This is a genomic window from Bartonella chomelii, from assembly GCF_014138465.1.
In the GTDB taxonomy this organism is placed as follows: Bacteria; Pseudomonadota; Alphaproteobacteria; order Rhizobiales; family Rhizobiaceae; genus Bartonella; species Bartonella schoenbuchensis.
The window spans coordinates 191,604-212,405 of the sequence record NZ_JACJIR010000002.1 but is presented as its reverse complement, the minus strand read 5'-3'; the positions used below and the strand labels follow the sequence as shown (position 1 = coordinate 212,405).

At 36.3% G+C, this 20,802-nt stretch carries 18 protein-coding genes, 1 tRNA gene and 2 pseudogenes; 14 read left to right on the top strand and 7 right to left on the bottom strand.

What is annotated here, in order from left to right:
• Positions 1–674 precede the first annotated feature (674 nt).
• From GGR10_RS03345 to mnhG, 6 genes are read left to right on the top strand one after another with little or no spacing between them, the layout of a single operon-like run.
• The gene (locus tag GGR10_RS03345) at positions 675–3,596 is read left to right on the top strand and encodes a monovalent cation/H+ antiporter subunit A (protein WP_182479916.1); all 2,922 of its coding nucleotides are present in this window, start codon (positions 675–677) and stop codon (positions 3,594–3,596) included.
• Entirely contained in the window at positions 3,596–3,937 is a 342-nt protein-coding gene (locus GGR10_RS03340; RefSeq protein WP_010704436.1) for a Na+/H+ antiporter subunit C, read from the top strand. Before GGR10_RS03345 ends, GGR10_RS03340 begins: the two co-directional genes overlap by 1 nt.
• Positions 3,934–5,559: a monovalent cation/H+ antiporter subunit D gene (locus GGR10_RS03335; protein WP_182479915.1), complete on the top strand. Its 1,626-nt coding sequence runs from the start codon at positions 3,934–3,936 to the stop codon at positions 5,557–5,559. Before GGR10_RS03340 ends, GGR10_RS03335 begins: the two co-directional genes overlap by 4 nt.
• Positions 5,556–6,038, top strand: coding sequence for a Na+/H+ antiporter subunit E (locus GGR10_RS03330; RefSeq protein WP_182479914.1), 483 nt, complete (start codon positions 5,556–5,558; stop codon positions 6,036–6,038). The genes GGR10_RS03335 and GGR10_RS03330 overlap by 4 nt, the downstream gene beginning before the upstream one ends.
• The gene (locus tag GGR10_RS03325; protein ID WP_182479913.1) at positions 6,038–6,319 is read left to right on the top strand and encodes a K+/H+ antiporter subunit F; all 282 of its coding nucleotides are present in this window, start codon (positions 6,038–6,040) and stop codon (positions 6,317–6,319) included. Before GGR10_RS03330 ends, GGR10_RS03325 begins: the two co-directional genes overlap by 1 nt.
• Positions 6,316–6,708, top strand: a complete 393-nt coding sequence (gene mnhG, locus GGR10_RS03320) for a monovalent cation/H(+) antiporter subunit G (RefSeq protein WP_182479912.1) — start codon at positions 6,316–6,318, stop codon at positions 6,706–6,708. Before GGR10_RS03325 ends, mnhG begins: the two co-directional genes overlap by 4 nt.
• Before the next feature lie 31 nt (positions 6,709–6,739).
• Here mnhG and GGR10_RS03315 read toward each other — a convergent pair whose 3' ends face one another.
• The 3 genes and pseudogenes from GGR10_RS03315 to GGR10_RS03305 all read right to left on the bottom strand — a co-directional run bounded on the left by GGR10_RS03315 (position 6,740) and on the right by GGR10_RS03305 (position 9,302).
• Positions 6,740–7,144: an MliC family protein gene (locus GGR10_RS03315; RefSeq protein ID WP_182479911.1), complete on the bottom strand. Its 405-nt coding sequence runs from the start codon at positions 7,142–7,144 to the stop codon at positions 6,740–6,742.
• Positions 7,145–7,560: 416 nt separating this feature from the next.
• Positions 7,561–8,697 (bottom strand): 3-dehydroquinate synthase, encoded by a 1,137-nt coding sequence (gene aroB / locus GGR10_RS03310; protein ID WP_182479910.1) that lies wholly within the window; start codon positions 8,695–8,697, stop codon positions 7,561–7,563.
• Positions 8,663–9,302: pseudogene (locus tag GGR10_RS03305) on the bottom strand (shikimate kinase). The gene aroB and the pseudogene GGR10_RS03305 overlap by 35 nt, the downstream one beginning before the upstream one ends.
• A 259-nt stretch (positions 9,303–9,561) precedes the next feature.
• Between GGR10_RS03305 and GGR10_RS03300 the strand changes: the two are divergent.
• The 3 genes from GGR10_RS03300 (at position 9,562) to GGR10_RS03290 (ending at position 12,328) form a co-directional block, all read left to right on the top strand.
• The gene (locus GGR10_RS03300) at positions 9,562–10,500 is read left to right on the top strand and encodes a site-specific tyrosine recombinase XerD (RefSeq protein ID WP_182479908.1); all 939 of its coding nucleotides are present in this window, start codon (positions 9,562–9,564) and stop codon (positions 10,498–10,500) included.
• Between the two features lie 74 nt (positions 10,501–10,574).
• Positions 10,575–11,531, top strand: coding sequence for an acetyl-CoA carboxylase carboxyltransferase subunit alpha (locus GGR10_RS03295; protein ID WP_182479907.1), 957 nt, complete (start codon positions 10,575–10,577; stop codon positions 11,529–11,531).
• Positions 11,532–11,578: 47 nt separating this feature from the next.
• A complete protein-coding gene (locus GGR10_RS03290; RefSeq protein ID WP_182479906.1) occupies positions 11,579–12,328 on the top strand; it encodes a L,D-transpeptidase family protein in 750 nt (249 codons plus the stop codon).
• Positions 12,329–12,559: 231 nt separating this feature from the next.
• On the opposite strand, the gene GGR10_RS03285 is transcribed toward GGR10_RS03290, so the two are convergent.
• The 3 genes from GGR10_RS03285 to GGR10_RS03275 form a co-directional block, all read right to left on the bottom strand.
• Positions 12,560–13,633, bottom strand: a complete 1,074-nt coding sequence (locus tag GGR10_RS03285) for a D-alanyl-D-alanine carboxypeptidase family protein (RefSeq protein ID WP_182479905.1) — start codon at positions 13,631–13,633, stop codon at positions 12,560–12,562.
• 98 nt (positions 13,634–13,731) lie between these two features.
• Positions 13,732–14,538 (bottom strand): lysophospholipid acyltransferase family protein, encoded by an 807-nt coding sequence (locus GGR10_RS03280; protein ID WP_182479904.1) that lies wholly within the window; start codon positions 14,536–14,538, stop codon positions 13,732–13,734.
• Positions 14,539–15,097: 559 nt separating this feature from the next.
• Positions 15,098–15,172: transfer RNA gene (locus GGR10_RS03275), tRNA-Gly, on the bottom strand.
• Positions 15,173–16,042: 870 nt separating this feature from the next.
• On the opposite strand from GGR10_RS03275, the gene holA reads away from it, so the two are divergent.
• Positions 16,043–17,086, top strand: coding sequence for a DNA polymerase III subunit delta (gene holA / locus GGR10_RS03270; RefSeq protein ID WP_182479903.1), 1,044 nt, complete (start codon positions 16,043–16,045; stop codon positions 17,084–17,086).
• A 515-nt stretch (positions 17,087–17,601) separates the two neighbouring features.
• Positions 17,602–18,456: a YihY/virulence factor BrkB family protein gene (locus GGR10_RS03265; RefSeq protein WP_182479902.1), complete on the top strand. Its 855-nt coding sequence runs from the start codon at positions 17,602–17,604 to the stop codon at positions 18,454–18,456.
• Positions 18,457–18,988: 532 nt separating this feature from the next.
• On the opposite strand, the gene GGR10_RS03260 is transcribed toward GGR10_RS03265, so the two are convergent.
• Entirely contained in the window at positions 18,989–19,678 is a 690-nt protein-coding gene (locus tag GGR10_RS03260; RefSeq protein WP_182479901.1) for a TlpA disulfide reductase family protein, read from the bottom strand.
• 96 nt (positions 19,679–19,774) lie between these two features.
• On the opposite strand from GGR10_RS03260, the pseudogene GGR10_RS07005 reads away from it, so the two are divergent.
• From GGR10_RS07005 to GGR10_RS06855, 3 genes and pseudogenes are all read left to right on the top strand, one after another.
• A pseudogene (locus GGR10_RS07005) lies at positions 19,775–20,086 on the top strand (lyase family protein); the annotation flags it as partial.
• Between the two features lie 85 nt (positions 20,087–20,171).
• The gene (locus GGR10_RS06860) at positions 20,172–20,273 is read left to right on the top strand and encodes a lyase family protein (RefSeq protein ID WP_246316833.1); all 102 of its coding nucleotides are present in this window, start codon (positions 20,172–20,174) and stop codon (positions 20,271–20,273) included.
• Positions 20,274–20,433: 160 nt separating this feature from the next.
• Positions 20,434–20,682 carry a lyase family protein gene (locus tag GGR10_RS06855; RefSeq protein WP_246316832.1) on the top strand — a complete coding sequence of 83 codons (249 nt, stop codon included), beginning with the start codon at positions 20,434–20,436 and terminating at the stop codon, positions 20,680–20,682.
• Positions 20,683–20,802: the final 120 nt, after the last annotated feature.

The following is a 20,802-nucleotide window of genomic DNA, read 5'->3' as shown; positions in this document are numbered from 1 at the left end:
AGTTATTTTGAGATTTGTGCTACATGCATTGCTTTTAAAATTTGTACTATTTTAAAAGCTTCTATATCTAGGGTAAGTGTTATTCATAATAACAAAAAATGCCGCTGATTTAGCATAAAAACGATATTGAAATGGGAAAATTTCATTAGCTATTTTCCTCTAGAGATTTTAACAGTTACAAGATGTTAGAAGCTCAAGAATTTTAAGATTATCGTTATTATCAGTGTTGTTATTATAAATGTAGTGATAAGTGATAATATTTCGGCATGATATTCGTTGTGTTTGCACATTCAGATGTTAAATAGGCGGCTATAAGGGCATTATTAATTCAAAGAAAGATTTATGATCTTTTTTTGAGAAATTTTAGAAAAGAAGATTACAGCCCTTAAGATGTATATGATTTTTGTTTTGATCATTTATGATCCAAATAATCATAATTATTCATTGTGTCATCAGTTTTATTGTATCGTCAGCTTTATAGGTAAATGCTTTTTAAAAAGTCACAAGAGGCTAAGACGGTGTGGTGTGTATAGTTTTCTTTCAAAAAGCAGTTATTTTCTGAAAATTTGCGACATTTTTTTAATTTTGTTTAAATTTTATTATCATAATTGTGAAATAAAGAAGTTTTTATTTTACCAATACCAAAGCATTAAAGATAGGGTGGAGCTTGGATAATGACAATACGGGAAGCAATGTTGATATTGCTAGTTTTGCTTCCCCTTGGTGGTAGCGCTATCATCGGTTTTTTTGGTTCAACTGCCAAAAATAACGAAGCGTGGTTTGCTGGGGCAATAGCGTTTTTTTGCCTTCTTTTCACATTGATACTTTATCCAACGCTTTATGGAAATCATGTAGTACGTTTAGATATTGCTTGGTTACCTGAGTGGGGTGTTAATTTAACTTTGCGCATGGATGGTTTATCGTGGCTTTTTTGCCTTTTAATTACAGGGATAGGCCTGCTTGTTGTTGTTTATGCACGTTATTATATGAACCCGGCAGATCCGGTTCCACGGTTTTTTTCTTTTTTTCTAGCTTTCATGGGATCAATGACAGGAGTAATCTTATCAGGAAATCTCGTCTTTTTAGTCATTTTCTGGGAATTGACCAGCATTTTTTCCTTTTTATTGATTGGTTATTGGTATCATAATGCTAGTGCGCGTGATGGGGCCCGTATGGCTTTAATCGTTACGGGTTTTGGGGGCTTTGCGCTACTTTTGGGAGTTTTACTCATTGGTCATATTGTTGGCAGTTTTGATTTAGATGAGGTGTTGCAATCTGGGGATCTCATCCGGTCGAATTCTCTTTATACACCTGTGCTTATTTGCATTTTATTGGGAGGGTTAACAAAGAGTGCACAATTTCCCTTTTATTTTTGGCTGCCAAAAGCCATGGCTGCCCCAACGCCTGTATCATCTTATTTGCATTCAGCAACAATGGTAAAAGCAGGGTTGTTTTTGTTTATTCGTTTATGGCCAGTTTTATCGGGAACAGAATCTTGGTTTTTTCTAGTAGGTTTTGCAGGTCTCACAACATTGCTCCTTGGGGCTTATTTTTCAATATTTCAGCAAGATTTGAAAGGTCTTCTTGCTTATTCAACTATTAGTCACCTTGGTTTAATTACAACACTTTTAAGTCTTGGCAGTCCACTTGCATGTGTTGCAGCAATTTTTCATATTGTTAATCATGCTACCTTTAAAGCGTCTTTATTTATGGCAGCCGGTATTGTTGATCATGAAACAGGAACGCGTGACATACGCAAATTAACAGGTCTTTTTCGTTATATGCCTATTACAGGAACTCTTGCTTTAGTCGCGGGTGCGGCGATGGCTGGTGTTCCTTTATTGAATGGTTTTTTATCAAAAGAGATGTTCTTTGCGCAAGCGGTTGAAACACATATGGAATCGTGGTTGGATTGGATTGCACCTTACGTGGCAACGCTTGCTAGCCTGTTTAGCGTGACTTATTCTGTACGTTTTATTCATGGTGTCTTTTTTGGGCCAAAACCTGTCAATTTACCCAAAATACCGCGTGAACCACCACGTTTTATGCGCTTTCCGATAGAGTTTTTGGTTTTTATTTGTTTGGCAGTTGGTATTTTTCCCAATTTAACAATGGGATTCATTTTAGATAATGCGGTTATAGCTGTTTTAGGGCCTGCGAGAGTTTCTTATAGTTTATCTGTTTGGCATGGCTTTAATACCCCTTTGATCATGAGTTTGGTCGCTTTATCAGGAGGGGTACTACTTTATATTTTAGGGCGTCGTTATTTTCTATCTTGTGATGAAGGTCCTCCTTTTTTTCGTTATTTAAAGAGGCAGCGTGTTTTTAAACGAATTCTCATGATGATTTCTTGGAAATGGGCGCGTGCAGCAGAAGCTCTTTTGTCAACACGTCGTTTACAAGTTCAATTGCATTGGGCACTTTTGGTTTGTTTTGCGTTTGTTGGTTTTTTATTATGGCATGATGGTTTGATTTCAGCTGGTCCATTATTGCTTTTTCCACTTGATTTACCCTTCATAGCCATTTGGCTGATTGGTGGGGTTTGTGCTTTTTTAGTTGCTTTGTATGCAAAATTTCATCGTTTTGCATCATTAATGCTTTTAGGTGGTGCTGGTTTAATGACCTGTGCGTCTTTTTTATGGCTTTCTGCACCCGATTTGGCGCTGACACAATTGGTTGTTGAAGTTGTAACGGCAATTCTTTTACTTCTTGGTTTGCGGTGGTTGCCTAAGCGTTTGTATGATCCTGCTCCACTGCCTGTTGGTTTTGTTGTGCGTTTGCGCCGTGTGAGCGATTTTATCATAGCGTTTGTGGGAGGAGCAGGTATGGCGTGGTTATCATTTGCGATAATGACACGCCCCCAAGGGGTAACAATTTCTGATTTTTTTCTTACTCACGCTTATTCTGAGGCTGGTGGTCGCAATGTTGTGAATGTGTTATTGGTTGATTTTCGTGGCTTTGATACAATGGGAGAAATTGTTGTTTTGGGTATCGTTTCGCTCACTGTTTTTGCTCTTTTGCGGCGTTTTCGCCCTGCTCCTGAAAGTGTTGATGCGCCTTTTCAGCAACGCATTCAAACAGCTTTTGATACAGCGCAACCCGATCGTGAAGTTGGAGATACTTTATCGGATTATTTAACTATTCCTTCTGTTATTATGCATTGGCTTTTTCCTGTTATTATCGCTATTGCGGTTTATCTATTAATGCGTGGGCATGATTTTCCAGGAGGTGGGTTTGCTGGTGGTATTACTTTAGCGGTTGGATTTATTCTACAGTATCTTGCTACTAATATTCGCTGGGTGGAAAGCCATTTACGTGTTTTACCTGTTCGTTGGATTGGTTTTGGCTTATTATTATCAGTGCTAACTGGGACAAGTTCTTGGTTTTTTGGATATCCTTTTTTAACATCGTTTTTTCAATATATTCATCTCCCTTTAATTGAAAACATTCCAATAGCATCTGCTTTGTTGTTTGATTTTGGAGTGTTTTCTGTGGTTTTGGGAGCGAGCGTTCTTATTTTAATTGCGCTTGCACATCAATCAATACGCTTTTACCGAATTAGTAAGAAATCTATTACAAAGAAAAAGGAAAGTTAATGGAAGTTGTTCTTTCTTTAGGCATTGGTGTTTTTATTGGATCAGGCATTTGGCTTCTTTTGCGTCCACGAACTTTTCAAGTTATTCTTGGTTTGTCGTTGCTCTCTTATGGGGTTAACCTTTTTATATTTTCAATGAGCAGACCACGCAATAATGCAGCGCCTATTGTTGACCCTTCTGTTGTGATTAATCCTGCAAATTATGTTGATCCTTTACCTCAGGCTTTAGTTTTGACAGCAATTGTGATTGGTTTTGCAACGACAGCGCTATTTTTAGTCATCCTTTTGGTTTCACGCGGTTTAACAAATTCAGACCACGTTGATGGACATGAAGTAAGATGACAGAAATTTGGCTGCATCATTTACTTATTTTACCTGTTCTTGTGCCATTAAGCATTGGAGCAATTCTTTTATTTTATGATGAACGTCGTTCACAACTTAAATCACGCGTTAGCCTTTTTTCCGCGGGTTTATTGGTTGTTATTTCTGTTGTTTTGCTTATGCGTACTGTTGAAATAGCTCCAGCTTCAGATGTATATCGGCTTGGCAATTGGCCTTCACCTTTTGGTATTGTTTTGGTTCTTGATCGCTTAAGTGCTATGATGCTTTTGCTTTCAAATGTGTTGATTGCTGCTGGTTTGATTTTTTCACAAGCTTATTGGTGTAAAGCGGGCCCTCATTTTCAGTCGCTGATGCAGTTTTTGATGGTGGGGATAAATGGTGCTTTCTTAACGGGTGATTTATTCAATTTATTTGTATTTTTTGAAGTTATGTTAACCGCCTCTTATGGGCTTGCATTACATGGTTTGGGTCAATCACGGGTGCGTGCAGGTATGCATTATGTGGTCATTAACCTTGTTGCTTCATTATTTTTCTTAATTGGCGCGGCACTCATTTATGGGGTGGTTGGTACGCTTAATATGGCTGATTTAGCGATCAAAATAAAACATATAGCTGATGCAGATATTGTTTTATTTAAAGTAGGTGCAACATTTTTAGGTGTTGCTTTTTTGCTCAAAGCTGGCATGTGGCCGCTTAATTTTTGGTTGGTGCCAGCTTATAGTGCAGCAGCAGCGCCTATTGGTGCTTCTTTTGTGATTTTAAGCAAAGTGGGCATTTATGTTATTTTGCGGTTAACGCTGTTATGGTTTGGTTCTGAAAGTGAATATTTGGCTCATTTTGGTCATACGGTTTTATTTTATGGTGGGCTTGCTACGCTGACTTTTGGTGTTATTGGAGTGTTAGCCAGCCAAGTTTTAAGACGTTTGGCATCTTACAGTATTCTTGTGTCTTCTGGTACAGTATTAACAGCGATTGGAACAGGTAATGTGGCACTGACTACGGGTATACTTTTTTATATTGTTTCTTCGACTTTAGCACTCGGAGCTTTTTTTCTTTTAGTTGAATTGGTTGAACGTAGTCGAGATATGGCTACTAATGTTTTGGCTGTTACGATGGAGTTGTATAGTGAGGATGAAGAAGAAAAGGAAGATGAAATTGGTACTTATTTACCAGTAACGTTGGCTGTTCTTGGAGCTTGTTTTAGTATCTGTGCAATTTTGATTATTGGATTGCCTCCTTTTTCTGGTTTTGTTGCAAAATTTATGATGCTTACAGCCATTTTAAACGCAAACGAGGGAAATTTTTCTACTTATGTACCAGTTTTACGTGATTGGTTTTTTATAGTTTTTGTTATTTTATCTGGTTTTGCAACTTTGGTTGCAATGGTACGTATGGGCATTCGAACTTTTTGGGTTTCTTTTGAAGGCAAAGTTCCACGTATACAAATGATTGAATTTGCACCCATCGCTGCTCTTTTTTCTTTATGTTTTATTATGACAATTATAGCTAGCCCTGTGAGTCATTATATGTCTGAAACCGCTAAGACTTTGCATGATCCTAAAAATTATATTGAGAGTGTTTTATTTGATTTTTCTCTCAAAAACACTGAGAGGAATCAATGAAGCGCTTTTTTCCTCATCCTTTCTTAAGTGGTGCGATTGTTTTTATGTGGCTTATTTTAAACGGTTTCAGTTTAGGCCAGTTCCTTTTAGGAAGTGTAATTTCTTTGTTTGGTGGTTGGATGATGCAGCTGCTTGAACCGGAAAAAATCACAGTTAAAAGTTGGAATGCGGTTTTTCGGTTGGTTTTTCGGGTGTTGGTAGATTCTATTTATGCAAATATTATGATGGCTTGGTTGATTTTAACAAAAAAGCACCAGGAACAACACTCTGGTTTTATTATTGTTCCTCTTACACTTAAGAGTCGTACAGCTTTAGCTATTTTAGCATGTATCTTTTCGGCAATTCCAGGTACTGTTTGGATTGCGTATAATAGCAAAAATAGTGAACTTCTCATTCATGTTCTCAATTTAGCAGATGGAAATGATTATCAACAGCTGATCAAACAACGATATGAACAATTGCTTTTGGAGATTTTCTAATGAGTATGATGATCCTTTATTGGGGAATTTTCCTTTCACAGATTTTCTTAAGTTTGGCGATGATTCTGGCGTTTTTTCGATTAATTTATGGTCCAAGGGCACAAGATCGAGTTGTGGGGTTGGATACTCTTTATATGACGACTGTTCTTTTATTTCTTATATTTGATATTCGTTCAGGGACAAATATTTATTTTGATGTTGCTCTTATGATTTGTTTTTTAGGTCCTATCTCAAGTGTTGCTTTAGCAAAATTTTTGATGCGTGGAGAAATTATTGAATGAAAGATGATGTTTCGCTTTGGATTGCTATTATTATTACTATTTTTTTAGTGCTGGGATCTGGTCTTACACTTATTGGAGCAATAGGGCTTATGCGCTTTTCTTGTTTTTATGAGCGTCTCCATATGCCTTCATTAGGTGCAAGCTTGGGAACTGGAAGCATTGTTATTGCTGCAATCCTTTATGCGATATTTGTAGATGGTCATTTTGTTGTGCATGAAGCTTTGTTAGCAATTTTTACGCTTGTGACAATACCTGTTACGACTATGCTTCTTTCACAGGCTGCCGTGCATCGAGACCACTCAGAAGATTGGCTGCAAAAGCCGCCAACCTTTTTGTTAAATGAGACAGAAGAAAAACTGCCTACATTGGAAGATAAAACATCACACTGAAACCAGTATGACTTTTAATCTAAAATCTGTTTTATTTTGTGTTTTTTTCTTCTTCACACATAATGGGTTTTTCTTCATTAGGGTCATTAATGAGGTCATAAAGTATGGCTTCATTTTTAGTTGTCCACCAAATATATTGAGCTCCCGCATATTTTGAACCTGAAGCTGAAATTACATTTGCTCCAACAATGCGTTCACCGTTCCATGTGAAATCAACTAACGAAATATTGCCAGCGTTGAGATAAGTAACTTCGATACGTTCTCTATTAGTTTGAGTGCCACATTGGTAGACAATTGTTTCTTTCGTGGGGTTTGAATTGCTTGGTACTTCAATGACTAAAGAACTGGAAAAAATATTGGTTTTATTGAACAAGAAATAAAAAATAACAAAAGCTCCTAAAGCAAAAAGTCCTAAAATAGGTAGAATTTTTTTCATTGACGCTTCCTTCTTACTCATAAGTGATAACCTTAATTAATGAAATGGTGTCTACGGCGGGATTCGAACCCACGACCCCAGGATTCATACCACTTCGATTTTCATCGCCAGTCTTTGTTATTGTAAGCTGTTTGTGGTCTGGACTGTCTCTTCACCGTGAAGTATACACTTTTTAGGCACTGCCCGTTCAGTCTCTACACCTTCCTTGTTTTTTTAAAAACAGGCTTGGCTCGGGATTGGCATACAGTTTCCTGTGAAGCTTTCCCCGAATTTGAGCAGATCCACTTTAAGGATTTCTCCTCAAAGCGCCCAATTCATTTAGGAATCCTGTGCTCTATCCTACTGAGCTACGCAGACTCAAATCACATCTATTCTTTTAACTAAAGTATAAAAATTAATCAATTAATAAATAGAAATTAATCAGATTTCATTAATTTTTGTTTCAGGAAAGTCAAGACTGTATTTGGTGAAACGTTTTTAGCGATAAATGATTGGCCCAGTGCGCGTGTTAGGATAAAAGTTAAGTTATTTTGCGAAACTTTTTTATCTTGGGCAATAAAGGTCATAAGTGTTTCGGCATCTGGAAGTTTGCCGGGGATATCTTGTAGTTGTGTTGGTAAACCAACGGTTTTAAAATGTGCTTTAATACGTTGTGTCACTGTGGGGCTGATTAAATTTAATTGTTCAGAAAACTGGTGGGCTAAAATTATTCCAATAGCTACAGCTTCACCATGGATTAAACGATTTGAATCATAGGTAGTTGCTGTTTCAAGCATATGTCCAAATGTATGACCAAGATTTAGCAATGCGCGTTGGCCTGTTTCATGTTCATCGTGCGTTACAATATCAGCTTTAAATTGACATGAACGAGCAATAGCTTCTATTTGTGTTGGGCCTTTGGAAAAGACTTTTTGCCAATTTTTTTCAAGCCATTCAAAAAAATGAGGTTGATTAATGAGGCCATATTTAACCATTTCTGCATAACCAGCGCGAAATTCGCGTGAAGGTAATGTATTGAGAACATCAGTGTCAGCAATAACGCATTGGGGTTGATAAAAAGTACCGATGAGATTCTTACCATAGAGACTATTGATTCCGGTTTTTCCACCGACGGATGAATCAATTTGTGCTAGAAGTGTTGTAGGCATTTGAATGAAGTGCATACCTCGGCGTATGATGCTTGCAGCAAATCCTGCAAGATCACCAATAACACCGCCCCCCAAAGCAATAATGCTATCGCCTCTTTCTAAACGGGCGACAAGAATTTTATCGATCACATTTTGCAAAATTGGAAACGACTTTGATTGCTCTCCTGCTTCTACGATGATAGGGATCGTGTAGATTTCATTTTCTACTAATTTTGTCTGCAATGTGTTCAAATGAAAAGCAGCAACATTTTTATCTGTAACAATAGCTAAACGTATTTTTTGATGAGAACTCTTTTGATGCAAATAATGCTTAATCTTTGAGACTGCTTGTGCAATTAAACCTGAGCCGATAACGATATCATAACAATGTTTATTCAATTTGACAGTAACGATTTTGGTTTGCATGCTTTTTATCTCTATCGTTATTTTATGGATAAATAGCGTTGTACAGCCTGTATCACATTATGTGCTACTACATGATAATGTTCTTCATGATTGTTAATTGTTAAATTTGCTTGTGCGTAAATAGGATAGCGTTGCTCCATGAGTTTTTGCATCGTTTCTTTAGGATTTTCTGTTTGAAGCAATGGTCGCGCAAAACACCCTGAAACGCGCTCTATAAGGACATGAAGATCTGCTTTAAGCCATATGGATATACCATTTTGATGAATGGCTTTTTGGATGTTTTCATTCATATAAGCACCTCCACCTGTTGCTAAAATGAGAGGACCTTTTTTAATGATGTTTAGAATAACTTTCTGTTCAAGAGCGCGAAATTTTGATTCGCCATACATTTCAAATAATTGGGCGATTGTCATCTGTGCAGCTTTTTCGATTTCTTGATCAGAATCATAAAATGGCAAACTGAGTATAGCAGCGACATGTTTTCCAACAACGGATTTTCCTGAACCCATAAGGCCAACGAATACAAGTGTTTGTTGGTTAAGACGTGATAATAGTTGGTTTTTTATTTGTATTATTGAAGTATTTTGAAGCTGCTTATTTTCCATGATTTTATTTCGATATTTATCTGCTTTAAAATCAATTTCTGTTAATCTTTGTTAGACATAATAAAGTTAGGAATATTTTTGGGATAATTTATTTTCTTATGCCAATATTAACCTGATTTTGATAAGTTTTTTCATTATAATCGGCTATTTTCCAGTCTTATGATAGATAGTGATTATAATTTGGGTTGAATTTCATAATAAAAAATATGCGTAGCAATGTTCCTTTTAATTTATGCAATGTGTTTTTGAAAGCAAATCCATGAAAAGTAATGCTGTGATAGATCGTTTTCTTGAAATGATGAGTGCTGAACGAGGGGCTTGTACTCATACACTTTCTGCTTATCAAAATGATTTACAATGGGCACATGACCAGTTGTGTTCATGCTCTGTTTCACTTTTTTCGGCACAAAGAGAGGATTTAATCAATCTTTTGTCGCTTATGCATACTGCTGGTTTTGCAGCTACTTCGCAAGCACGTCGTTTATCGACTTTGCGTCAGTTTTATCAATTTCTTTATGCTGAGGGATTAAGAACAGATGACCCTTCTCATGATATTGATACGCCTCGTCAAAGACGTCTTTTACCAAAAACCATGAATGAAGATACGGTGACAAAATTACTTGATCGTGCGCAACTAGAAGTAGATCAAACAGATTATGGATCGAAAAATCACATGCGTGCGTTGCGTCTTCAGGTATTAATTGAAATGCTTTATGCGACAGGATTACGCATTAGTGAGTTGATAAGTCTTCCGGTTCAAGCAGTACGCGGAAAGGAGCAATTTATTGTTGTTCGTGGTAAGGGAGAAAAAGAACGTATGGTTCTCTTATCAGATAAGGCGTGCCAAGTTATTTCTCAGTGGTTAGTTTTGCGTGATCAGGGCAAAGATGCGGCAAGCTTTTATCTTTTTCCTGCTCGCTCATCAACAGGATATGTCGCCCGCCAGTTTGTTGCACGAGGATTAAAAGAACTTGCTGAAAGAGCAGGGGTGAAAAGCAGCAACTTTTCTCCCCATGTGTTGCGCCATGCTTTTGCTAGTCATCTTTTGCAAAATGGTGCTGATTTGCGTGTGGTTCAGCATTTATTGGGGCATTGTGATATTTCTACTACCCAGATTTATACACATGTATTGGAAGAAAGGCTGTATTGTTTGGTTAATGAGCATCACCCACTTGCCGATCAGCAGAAGGCCGGGTAAAGAAAAAGTAATATTTTGAAAAATACTTAAAAAGATTATAGATATATAAGTTATACACGAATAAGTTAGGAACAATGTATAATTATCTTGATTTTGAAAAACCTGTTGCTGATCTAGATGTGCAAATTTTTGAATTGAAAAAGATTGCTCAAGAAAAGGGTAGTCTTGACATGAAGGATGAGATTGCACGTCTTGAGATGCGTTCTCAGACGGCTTTGCGCGATCTTTATAAAAAGTTGTCACCGTGGCAAAAAACACAAGTGGCACGCCACCCTAATCGACCTCATTTTATGGATTATTCATCATATTTATTGAGTGATGTTACACCTTTAGCAGGTGATCGCAAATTTGCTGAAGATGAAGCTATTCAAGCTGGCTTTGCACGCTTTAAGGGTGAAGCGATTGCTTATATAGGTCAGGAAAAAGGCCATGATACACAAACACGTTTACGCTATAATTTTGGTTCTGCTCGCCCAGAGGGGTATCGTAAAGCTGTGCGGATTATGGAAATGGCTGATCGTTTTGATTTGCCATTATTAACTTTTGTTGACACAGCCGGTGCTTATCCTGGTGTGAGTGCTGAAGAACGTGGACAGGCAGAGGCAATTGCACAATCAACAGCGGCAACTTTACGTCTACGCGTTCCTGTTGTTTCAGTCATTATTGGAGAAGGTGGTTCTGGAGGGGCAATAGCAATTGCTGCAGCTAATAAGGTTTATATGTTGGAGCATTCGATTTATTCAGTTATTTCACCAGAAGGGGCGGCTTCTATTTTATGGCGTGATCCGACTCGTGCGAAAGATGCAGCAACCAATATGCATATTACTGCTCAAGACCTTTATAAGCTAAAGGTTATTGATGGCATTATTCCTGAGCCTTTAGGGGGAGCACATCGGGGAAAGGAAGCTGTGATGGAGACGACAAGTAATATTATTTCTGTTGCTTTACACTCTATGGCTGGTAAAGATGGTGAAACCATAAAACGGGAGCGTTGGGAAAAATATCTTCAAATTGGCCGTTCTTTGGCTTAATTGAAGTTGTTTGTGTGAGAGACTTTATAGGTTAGAGTTTTATTTCAATGAAATTAAGTCGATATTTTTTATCATTTTTTTTGTTAGCAGTTGGGATGTTGGCAGCGTGTCAGGAGCGTTTGCCTGCCTCTATTCAGGCTAAGGTTAAGCAACCATTACCAAAAGAAATTCAACATAAAATGGTTGAACATAATGTCGATCCATATGCACCAATTATGATGCGTTTTTTTAAGGAAGAAAATACTGCTGAAGTTTGGAAGCAAGATCGCACCGGGCGTTTTGTGCTTGTGGCAAGTTATGACATTTGTAAATGGTCAGGCCAACTTGGACCTAAATATAAGGAAGGGGATTATCAAACACCAGAAGGTTTTTATACTGTTAACGCAAGTCAAATGAATCCTTATTCGAGTCGTTATCTTTCTTTTAATATTGGTTTTCCTAATCTTTATGATCAAGTACATGGTCGTACGGGTAGTTATCTTATGGTGCATGGGGGTTGTACTTCTGTAGGCTGTTATGCAATGACTGATAGTAATATGGGACAAATTTATGCTTTTGCACGGGATGCTTTTAAGGGTGGGCAGAAAGAATTTCAGTTACATACCTTTCCCTTTCGTATGACCGATGCTAATATGGAGCGTCATCGTGACAATCCTCATTATCCATTTTGGATGATGCTCAAAGAAGGTTACGATCTCTTTGAGGCCAAGCGTGCGCCTTCAAAAATTGATGTTTACGAAAAACGCTATGTTTTCGATCGTTTTACCAAAAAAGGTTTAAGTGCGGTAAGACCATAAGATATAGATTTTATTATGAAAGATATCGTGTCTTTTATAATTTTTCAAAACCAGTTTGCTAAATTTATTTAAAAATGATCACTATTTATTACGATGATAATATTATCGTGCTCTAGTAGAAAATTTGAGCAGAATTACCGAAAAACGTAGAAAACTGGTTAAAAAAGGTAATAGAAATATAGGCTATTTTCCTATGTTCCACGTGAATCATCAACAATAATTTATTTATATTTAGGCTGGTCGTTTATGCGGGATGGGGATTTTGCGCGGTATTCTTGTATTAGTTTTATATGTCTGTGGTGCGGCAATGAGTTGTACTGTCAAAGGAAGAATGGAAGAAGGTAAAGCAGTGATTAAAGGAGAGGTAAGGATAACATTTCCTTCCTTATCGAAGGTGTCTTCTATGCGTTTTTTTACAACTTCAGGATCGCATATTTGTTCTTCCATATCGGTGATTTGCGTCATTTTAGTGCCATAAGGTTTTAAAGTGGCTAATGTTGATTGTGCAGAACCTTGAAGAGAAAAGCCTGTTTCAAGTAATTGTGCTGCTTTTCCTTCTCTTGCATTAATGGTATCTAACCCTAAAACGACAGCAATAATCGTACGTTTATTGCGGGTTGCTGAAGCAACAAGATTGAAACCAGAGGCGCAAGTAAAGCCAGTTTTCATACCATCTGTTCCATTAAAACGGTTGATGAGGTTGTTTGAATTGAATTTGATTTTTCGCCCATCACCAAAATCAATAGCTGGAATAGAAAAATAGTGAGCATATTGGGGAAATTCCCGACGGATTTGAACAGCGAGAAGAGCAATATCGCGTGCTGTGGTGTAATTGTCTGGATGTGGCAAACCACTTGCATTGGCAAAATGAGTTCCAAACATGCCTAAACGTTGGGCTTGGACATTCATTTGTTGCACAAAAGCTTCTTGTGAACCAGAAACAGCTTCACTTAAAGCAATGGCCAAATCATTGGCTGATTTAACTAATGTGATGCTTAAAGCTGTTTCGAGTGTAAGGATGGAACCTGCTTCATAACCTGAGTGAGAGGGAGAAGCTTGTGATGCATTTTTGCTGATGGTGATGTGTTTTTGTGGTGAAATTTTTCCTGTGCTCATGGCACGAAAAATGACATAAGTGGTCATTAATTTTGTTAAAGAAGCAGGGTACCATCGTTCAAAAGCTTGGTTATGTTGTAATATTCGTCCAGTTGCAGCGTCAACAGAAATAAAGGGATAAGCTAGAGCTAGAGTGCTTGTCATGCTTAAAATGAAAGACAAACAAAGGCTGTATAAGAGTTGACGCATATAATTTAAGTCCAATTATTGTTTAAGTTTAAGTAACTTAGAACTGTTTTAGCTTTAAATACAATAGATTTGAATGTATAAAATAAAGAAAGGAACGTTTAATTACGTATAGGTCCCTTCCAATGATGACCAAGCGCTCGAAGCCTTTTAACAGCAAAGGGTGGCATAGGTGGAGGAGTGGGGTCTTGAGCGGCCAATAAGAGCAATTCATCACAGGCTTTTTCTGTTTTTTCGATTAATTGGTCTAAAAAATCACGTTTATTTAAGCCAATTTCGATAGGAGGAAGAATACGCACACGAATTTTTCCTGGATAGCGGCGAAAATTATCACGTGGCCAATATAAACCAGCGTTGTGGGCAATGGGTACAACTTGGAGTTTTAATTCGTTATAAAGAGCAGTAATGCCTGGTTTATAATTTGGTTCTTGACCGGGTTGTCGGCGTGTTCCTTCAGGAAAGATTAGAATTTGGCGCCCTTGTTTTGCTTTTTGTTTTGCTTTTTGTATGATGATTTTGAGAGTTTGAATAGGGGTTGCTCGGTTAATCGGGATAACTTGTGTTTTGGCCATATACCAGCCCAAAAAAGGGATCCACATCAGTTCACGTTTTAAAATAAGAGCAGGATCATCAAAATAGGGTACAAGGCTAAAAGTTTCCCACGCAGATTGATGTTTTATAGCAATGATATATGCACCCTTTGGGAGGTTTTCTATGCCTTCAATTTCATAGTGTGTTCCAGCGATATGTTTTTGTAAAAATAATGTAACACGTGCCCATGTTTTAGGGATAACCCACGCTTTTTTACGGGGCATTAAAAAATAAAAAGGGGCATAAAGAATCATTTGCACAAAAGTGGTTGTATAAAAAGCAAACGTAAAGAGAAGAGAACGAAGGATAAGTACCATATTTTTATTTAATATTTGCTGAAGCTCTAGTTGTTCCACTCTATGTGTGAAAATATCGTTATTATAATATACTTATTTTTATGTATTTAAAACTATAAAACAAGAAACTAAGAATATCACAAGTTTTTAGAAGCAAACTTTTCTCAACAAATTTTATCTATTAGTTGATCTTGAGCTTTTTTATCAGATTGAAATTCAAAGAAATTTGGAATTTTTATTAGAAATAAAAGCTTAAAATATTAAGTGCGGTAGTTAGTTATGACTGTATTAAATACGTAAGATAGCTTTATGTTTTTTACGCAAACGATGCCCTTTTTAACTGATCGAATTAAATTCAATTTGATACAAAATTCAAGTAAATATGGCTTAAGATGCTCAGATAACATAGCTTATTACAGAGGGTTTTGCTTAATCATTAAATTTACTTCATTATTTTTGTAAATACTTAGTTTTTGTAAATACTTAAATCAAAAAACGATTTTTACAAAAAATAAGAAATCACTTGAAGAAGTGCTTTGTATTACAAAGTGAATTTTGGTGGAAGTAAAATATATTTTATTGGAGCGGGCGATGGGATTCGAACCCACGACCCCAACCTTGGCAAGGTTGTGCTCTACCCCTGAGCTACACCCGCTCACACATTCTCAAACGCCTTTTGTATGGCTTAGCCTTGTCTGAATTGCAACAAAAAAATCACGTTTCAGTAAAATTTATTTTGATGTTAGTGAAATTTATTTTTTAAGGTTAAAAAAATGTTATTCAACCGATGATTTAAATAGTGCTAGATAATTGACTTTATATTTTAGCAAATATGCCCTTATCAAGGGAGGGTTAAGTGATTATAAATTTAAGAAAAACACTCTTTTATCTATCAATAAGTTAAAGAGATTGGCAACGTTGTTTGCGTTTTTCAAGATTGATTAGCCGGTTAGGGTGGTTTTTTTAACGATTGAAAAATTGTGTTTGTGACTCTTTGGGAGGAGCATTAAAAATTTTATTCGATTTTAAATCATAAGAAGTGGCAGTTTTTGTCAAATAGAGTTACTCAATAAGATTTTGAGCTTGCTAAAGTTTTTCGTAATCGTGTGGATAGTTTACTTAAATAAGCAATATCATAAGGCTTAGCTTATTTATGATTGCTATTTTAATGCAAGTGGATATTTTGGAGTTAAATAAATATAGCTTCAGCATTGAGATCTAGTAACTATTTGATTTTGTAATACATTTAACTGAAAAGATTATTAAAGAGAATAAACTAATCACAATTATGGTGATGCATTCTATATATCAAGTTTTTAAATGTGAGGGATCGGTGTACAGATAGTGTATGGAGAGGTGCGTAGTGGAACAATGATCTTGGACATGTATTCAAGAAAATGTAAATTGCATGTTAGGATTTTTTGGCATGATTGGCATGCTTTAAAAAGTTCACCATGAAGTTTTTGAAATGATATACTCATGATACACTATAATAGATTTGATATTTTGGTAGTGGATTAATATTTTGGCTGTAAAAAAAGCACATGAAGTTGATCATTTTCTCACGCATTTTTCGCGTTCCTTTCCCATTGTTTTAATTTATGGTCCTGATCGTGGTCTTGTTTGTGAACGTGCGCAACGTTTTGCTAAGCTCACACAAGTGGCGATAGATGATCCTTTTTCTACGATTCGTCTCAATGCAGCTGAGATTGATAAAGACCCCGTACGATTGCAGGATGAAGCCCATACTTTATCACTTTTTGGTGGTGATCGTTTGATATGGATATCCAATGGTGCGAATCAAAAAGGTTTTCTTGCTGCTCTTAAGCTTTTAATTAAAGAACCACCCAAAGCGTGTTTCATTTTGATTGAAGCAGGGGATTTAAAAAAAGGTGTGGGGTTGCGCAATATTGTTGAAACGGCATCAACAGCTCTGGCTTTACCCTGTTATACGGATGATATCCGTTCCCTTGATAGAGTGATTGATGAGGTTTTGAATAATTTTAAAATGACTCTTTCTTTGGAAGCGCGCAAGTGGTTATACGAAAGTTTAGGGGCGGACCGTCTTATTTCGCGTGGTGAATTGGAAAAGCTTTGTCTTTATGCTTTAAAGAAAGATCAGGTTACGCTTGAAGATGTGAAGGCTGTGGTAAGTGAGGCTAGCGCTCTTTCTCAAGATGAGGTCATTGATGCTATTTTGCTGGGGGATGTGGCGGGTTTTGAGATGCATTTTAGTCGATATGCGACTGTGCAAAATACACTTTTTTTTGTTTTAAGTGCAGCGCAAAGGCATTTTCAACAATTACAGCTGTTGCGCTATCAAGTGGAAGTTGAAGGGAAAGCTGCTTTTGCAGTTATATCTCAAGCACGGCCACCGATTTTTTTTCGTAGAGAAAAAATAGTTGAAAAAGCCCTAAAATATTGGGGGTTGGAACAAATTGCTTATGCTATGGAAAAAATTCAGTGCGCTGTTTTAGATAGCCGTAAAAATCCATTTTTGGGTGAAGCTATTGTTCATCAAGTTTTATTAGGATTGGCAGTTAGTGCACAAAAACGCATCTCTTCTTAAAATATTGGCTCCATCGGCATTAAAGTGTTTTTGTGACTTGGGTAATTTATGAAATATGTTTTCCCTTTATGGTGATTTTTTTGTCAAAAGACAAAAAATGATAATTCATAAAAGCTTTTGATCATGAGATTGTAGTATTGCGCGTAATACGAGCAAGCATTGTTTGTTTTGAGTAATTGCCAAATTTGCATCAAGATCAAAAAGATCATTGTACAACATGATTTAAGTATAAAATACAAGGTTACTTAATATTTTAGGGTACGGTATATGAAGAAGTACTCCTTTATCAATGATAACATGGCAGTTAAGCAGTGATCTGAACAATTTGAGGTATCAATGAAATTTGTTGATTTATCGTTGTTGATTTTAGTATAGTTTTTTTAAATTTGGCTATCATAATTGTTATCCTTAAAAAGATATCTGTTTTATACGAGACAACTTTCATTTATGAAGTTTAGATTATTTTTATAAAGCTTAAAGAGACTTAAAGGAAAGTTATCAGAGAGTATGAAGATTTGATAAAAAATGTATTGTACTATGGCTGTCGTATTCTCATTAATGCAGTAAGTCATTATGTACGTGATAATGGCAGTGCTTTTGCAAGTCATATCGTACTTTCAGGGCTTTTAGCATTTTTTCCTTTTTGTATTTTTGGAGCGTCTCTGGCCAGTTTTTTTTGGGATTTTGCGTATACACCGCAAAAAATTGAAGCGCTTATGCACTTGTTGCCCGATGCAATTGCAGAACCTTTTTCTAAAGAAATCGTCAATGTTTTGGTAACGCAACGAAGAGGCTTATTAACGCTTTCTTTTGTTGGGGCGGCTTATTTTGCTTCAAATGGGGTAGAAGCTTTACGTGCAGCTTTGAATAAGGCTTATCGTGTTGTTGATCAGCGAAGTTTGCTTTTTTGTCGTTTTCAAAGTTTGTTTTTTGTGATCATTGGAACAATTGGTATTAGTGTTATCAGCTTTTTATTAGTTTTAGCACCTTTGCTGATAAAAATTACACAAAATCATTTTCCTTTTATTGTTGAATATATTGGTGTTATTCGTTTATGGCGTTACACGATTGCGGTGGTTGTTTTATTTATCAGTCTTTTGATTGTTCATAAATGGTTGCCAGCAAAGCGCAGGAAATTGAGAGATATTTTACCAGGAATTATCGTGACACTATTTTTGTGGTTTTCGGCATCGATTACTTTTGCGCATTATTTAACAATGTTTAATTATGTGTCCACTTATGCTGGGTTAGCATCTATTATGATTGCTATTATTTTTCTTTATATGTTGAGTGCGATTTTTATTTTGGGGGGTGAAATAAACGCAGCAATTATGTTTTATCGCACTCGTTTACAACATTCAGATTCATGAAAGAACTTTTTATTTAGGAAATAAAGGTGCACATTCTACTATCGCTTTTTGGTGATTGATAAGGATGCTTTGTGCCTAAAGCTAAAATTGATTGTATATTTTATTATGCGTCATCAGTTTCAAATATGTATTATGGCAAGTTAAGTTGCTTTTGTTTATTCTCAATACTTAGAATACTTATTTAGTAAAACGCTTATTAACAAAGGCTGTTTCTAAGGAGTTTGACGGTACAAGACTTGGAATGTAAATTGTAAACCGTGAGATGTCGTGTATTGTGAAGACAGGTTAAAGCCCTTGGCAATGGATGATGCGGGTGGGAATAGCAAAGTGGAGCTTACCTTATACTTAATACTGAGTAGTGCATATTTTTATTCAGCAAGCTCAATCAACTAAACTTTAGTGATAGGTGTTTTAATAGAAGGTTTGTGAAGGTGGGCCAATTTGCAAATGGACTTTACCTTTTTTATTATTAATGATCATTTTTTATTTTTGAATGGTTTTAAGACATAGTTATTTGTGGTCATTGAAAGCGTTATTTTGTTTCTTTAATGATAGCTTTTATAAGTGCTTTGGCATCGTTATTGGCCCATGGAGCTATACCATTAAATGAAGCAATAAGGTCACCATCTTGATCAACAAGGAGTGTAATGGGTAGCCCTAAAGCTAGTCCTTGTTTGCGGATATTGGTAAAAATGTTCATTTTTTCGTCGCGGTAGTAGGTCAAATTATCAGCATGCACTTCACGTAAAAATTGTTGAATTTTTTCAGGAGAAGCGACTTTATCGATGTTAATGGCTATGACATCAAAATTCTCTCCCTTCATATCGTGTTTTAATTGTGCTAGCTCTGGCATTTCTACACGGCAAGGTGCACACCAAATGGCCCATAGATTAATAAGCAGTGGCTTTCCAGTAAATTCGGAGAATTTATGCTCTTTTCCCTGAATATCTTTAAAGGAAAATTGGCTTACATTATAAAATGTATCGGCAAATCGGAGGTGCTTAAAAGAGCCTTTGGCTTCTTTTTTGATCGCTGTTATCTTTTCTTCTTTTATTTTATTGGCGTTTGTTTCTTGTGCTTTTGCAACTGAAATAAAATAAGGAAAAAGAGATGCTTTATTATCATGGTTTATTGTTACGTATAAACTTAAGGCAATGATAAAGGATGTAAGCAAGCGTTGTGTTTTTTTATTTTTCCAGTTGATAAAAGTTTGAGAAATCATGATTTTTGTCCTTTGGATGGGCGCTTTTAAGGTATGACAGATAATAAATTGAGATAAATGTAGGGTGGCCATTTTGCACAAGGCCCTGCTGCGGTTATGGAAGACATTAATGCTTCCATTGATTGTGATCAAAAACTTTATCGGCAAGATATTGAAGGTTCATTTTCTCATGTAATGATGCTAGCACAAACGAAAATTATTTCACACTCTGATTATGAAAAAATTGTGCATGGTTTAGAGTTTATTTGCCAAGAAGTTAAAGAAAGGCACGTTTACTTTTTCACGAAAGCTTGAAGATATTCATATGAATATTAAGGCGCGGTTTGAGCCAATTGATTGGTTCTGTAGCAGGCCGTTTGCACACAGCGTGTATCTCGTAATGATCAGGTTGTAGTTGATTTTCATTTATAAGTGTGTGATGAAACGCAAAAGATAGTGCAAGTAGAACAAAAAATAGTGCAAGTATAAAAGAATTCATAAAGCAATTGCTCATTTGAGCAGAATAGCATGTCGATACTTTTATATTTTTATGCTAGGTTTTACACATTTACAAACTGCTCAGCCAGTAATGTTTGGTCATTATATGATAGCTTAATATAATGGCTTATGTTGAAATATTTGGCCGAGATTTATCACGTATGCGTGATGCTTTGAGCGAATGAATGAGTCACCTCTAGGGGCTGGTGCATTGGCGAAAACAAGCTTTCCAAGCGATTGCTTTATGACAATACAAGCTACTGGGGTTTCATGAGCTAATGCACAATTTAATAGATAGTGTTTCAGATCGTGATTTTGCGTTGGAATTTTTAAGCGCTGGTGCGCTTTTTGCAATGCATCTTTCAACGTTTAGTAGAAAAGATTATCCAGTGGTTGAGGGCACAATTTCAGTTTATTCATTTATCAGATGCTTTTTAACAGGTGCATCTATTATGCCACAAAAGAGAAATCTTGATAGAGAAATTTTGATGCTTCTGAGTTTATACGGGCGAAATCGGGATGGTTGAGTGGTGCGTTTATTGGATTTTTAAAATGATGAAAGGCTTACTTCTTGCTTATTTAAAGGATATGCAGAGGTTCAAAGGATATGCAGGAGGATAAAACTTATGTGTTTGATGGGGCTTTGA

Excerpts from the sequence above, each read along its gene's own strand:
- GGR10_RS03345 (WP_182479916.1), top strand. The coding sequence starts at position 675 with ATGACAATACGGGAAGCAATGTTGATATTGCTAGTTTTGCTTCCCCTT.
- GGR10_RS03340 (WP_010704436.1), top strand. The coding sequence starts at position 3,596 with ATGGAAGTTGTTCTTTCTTTAGGCATTGGTGTTTTTATTGGATCAGGC.
- GGR10_RS03335 (WP_182479915.1), top strand. The coding sequence starts at position 3,934 with ATGACAGAAATTTGGCTGCATCATTTACTTATTTTACCTGTTCTTGTG.
- GGR10_RS03330 (WP_182479914.1), top strand. The coding sequence starts at position 5,556 with ATGAAGCGCTTTTTTCCTCATCCTTTCTTAAGTGGTGCGATTGTTTTT.
- GGR10_RS03325 (WP_182479913.1), top strand. The coding sequence starts at position 6,038 with ATGAGTATGATGATCCTTTATTGGGGAATTTTCCTTTCACAGATTTTC.
- mnhG (WP_182479912.1), top strand. The coding sequence starts at position 6,316 with ATGAAAGATGATGTTTCGCTTTGGATTGCTATTATTATTACTATTTTT.
- GGR10_RS03315 (WP_182479911.1), bottom strand. The coding sequence starts at position 7,144 with ATGAAAAAAATTCTACCTATTTTAGGACTTTTTGCTTTAGGAGCTTTT.
- aroB (WP_182479910.1), bottom strand. The coding sequence starts at position 8,697 with ATGCAAACCAAAATCGTTACTGTCAAATTGAATAAACATTGTTATGAT.
- GGR10_RS03300 (WP_182479908.1), top strand. The coding sequence starts at position 9,562 with ATGAAAAGTAATGCTGTGATAGATCGTTTTCTTGAAATGATGAGTGCT.
- GGR10_RS03295 (WP_182479907.1), top strand. The coding sequence starts at position 10,575 with ATGTATAATTATCTTGATTTTGAAAAACCTGTTGCTGATCTAGATGTG.
- GGR10_RS03290 (WP_182479906.1), top strand. The coding sequence starts at position 11,579 with ATGAAATTAAGTCGATATTTTTTATCATTTTTTTTGTTAGCAGTTGGG.
- GGR10_RS03285 (WP_182479905.1), bottom strand. The coding sequence starts at position 13,633 with ATGCGTCAACTCTTATACAGCCTTTGTTTGTCTTTCATTTTAAGCATG.
- GGR10_RS03280 (WP_182479904.1), bottom strand. The coding sequence starts at position 14,538 with ATGGTACTTATCCTTCGTTCTCTTCTCTTTACGTTTGCTTTTTATACA.
- GGR10_RS03260 (WP_182479901.1), bottom strand. The coding sequence starts at position 19,678 with ATGATTTCTCAAACTTTTATCAACTGGAAAAATAAAAAAACACAACGC.
- GGR10_RS06855 (WP_246316832.1), top strand. The coding sequence starts at position 20,434 with ATGCACAATTTAATAGATAGTGTTTCAGATCGTGATTTTGCGTTGGAA.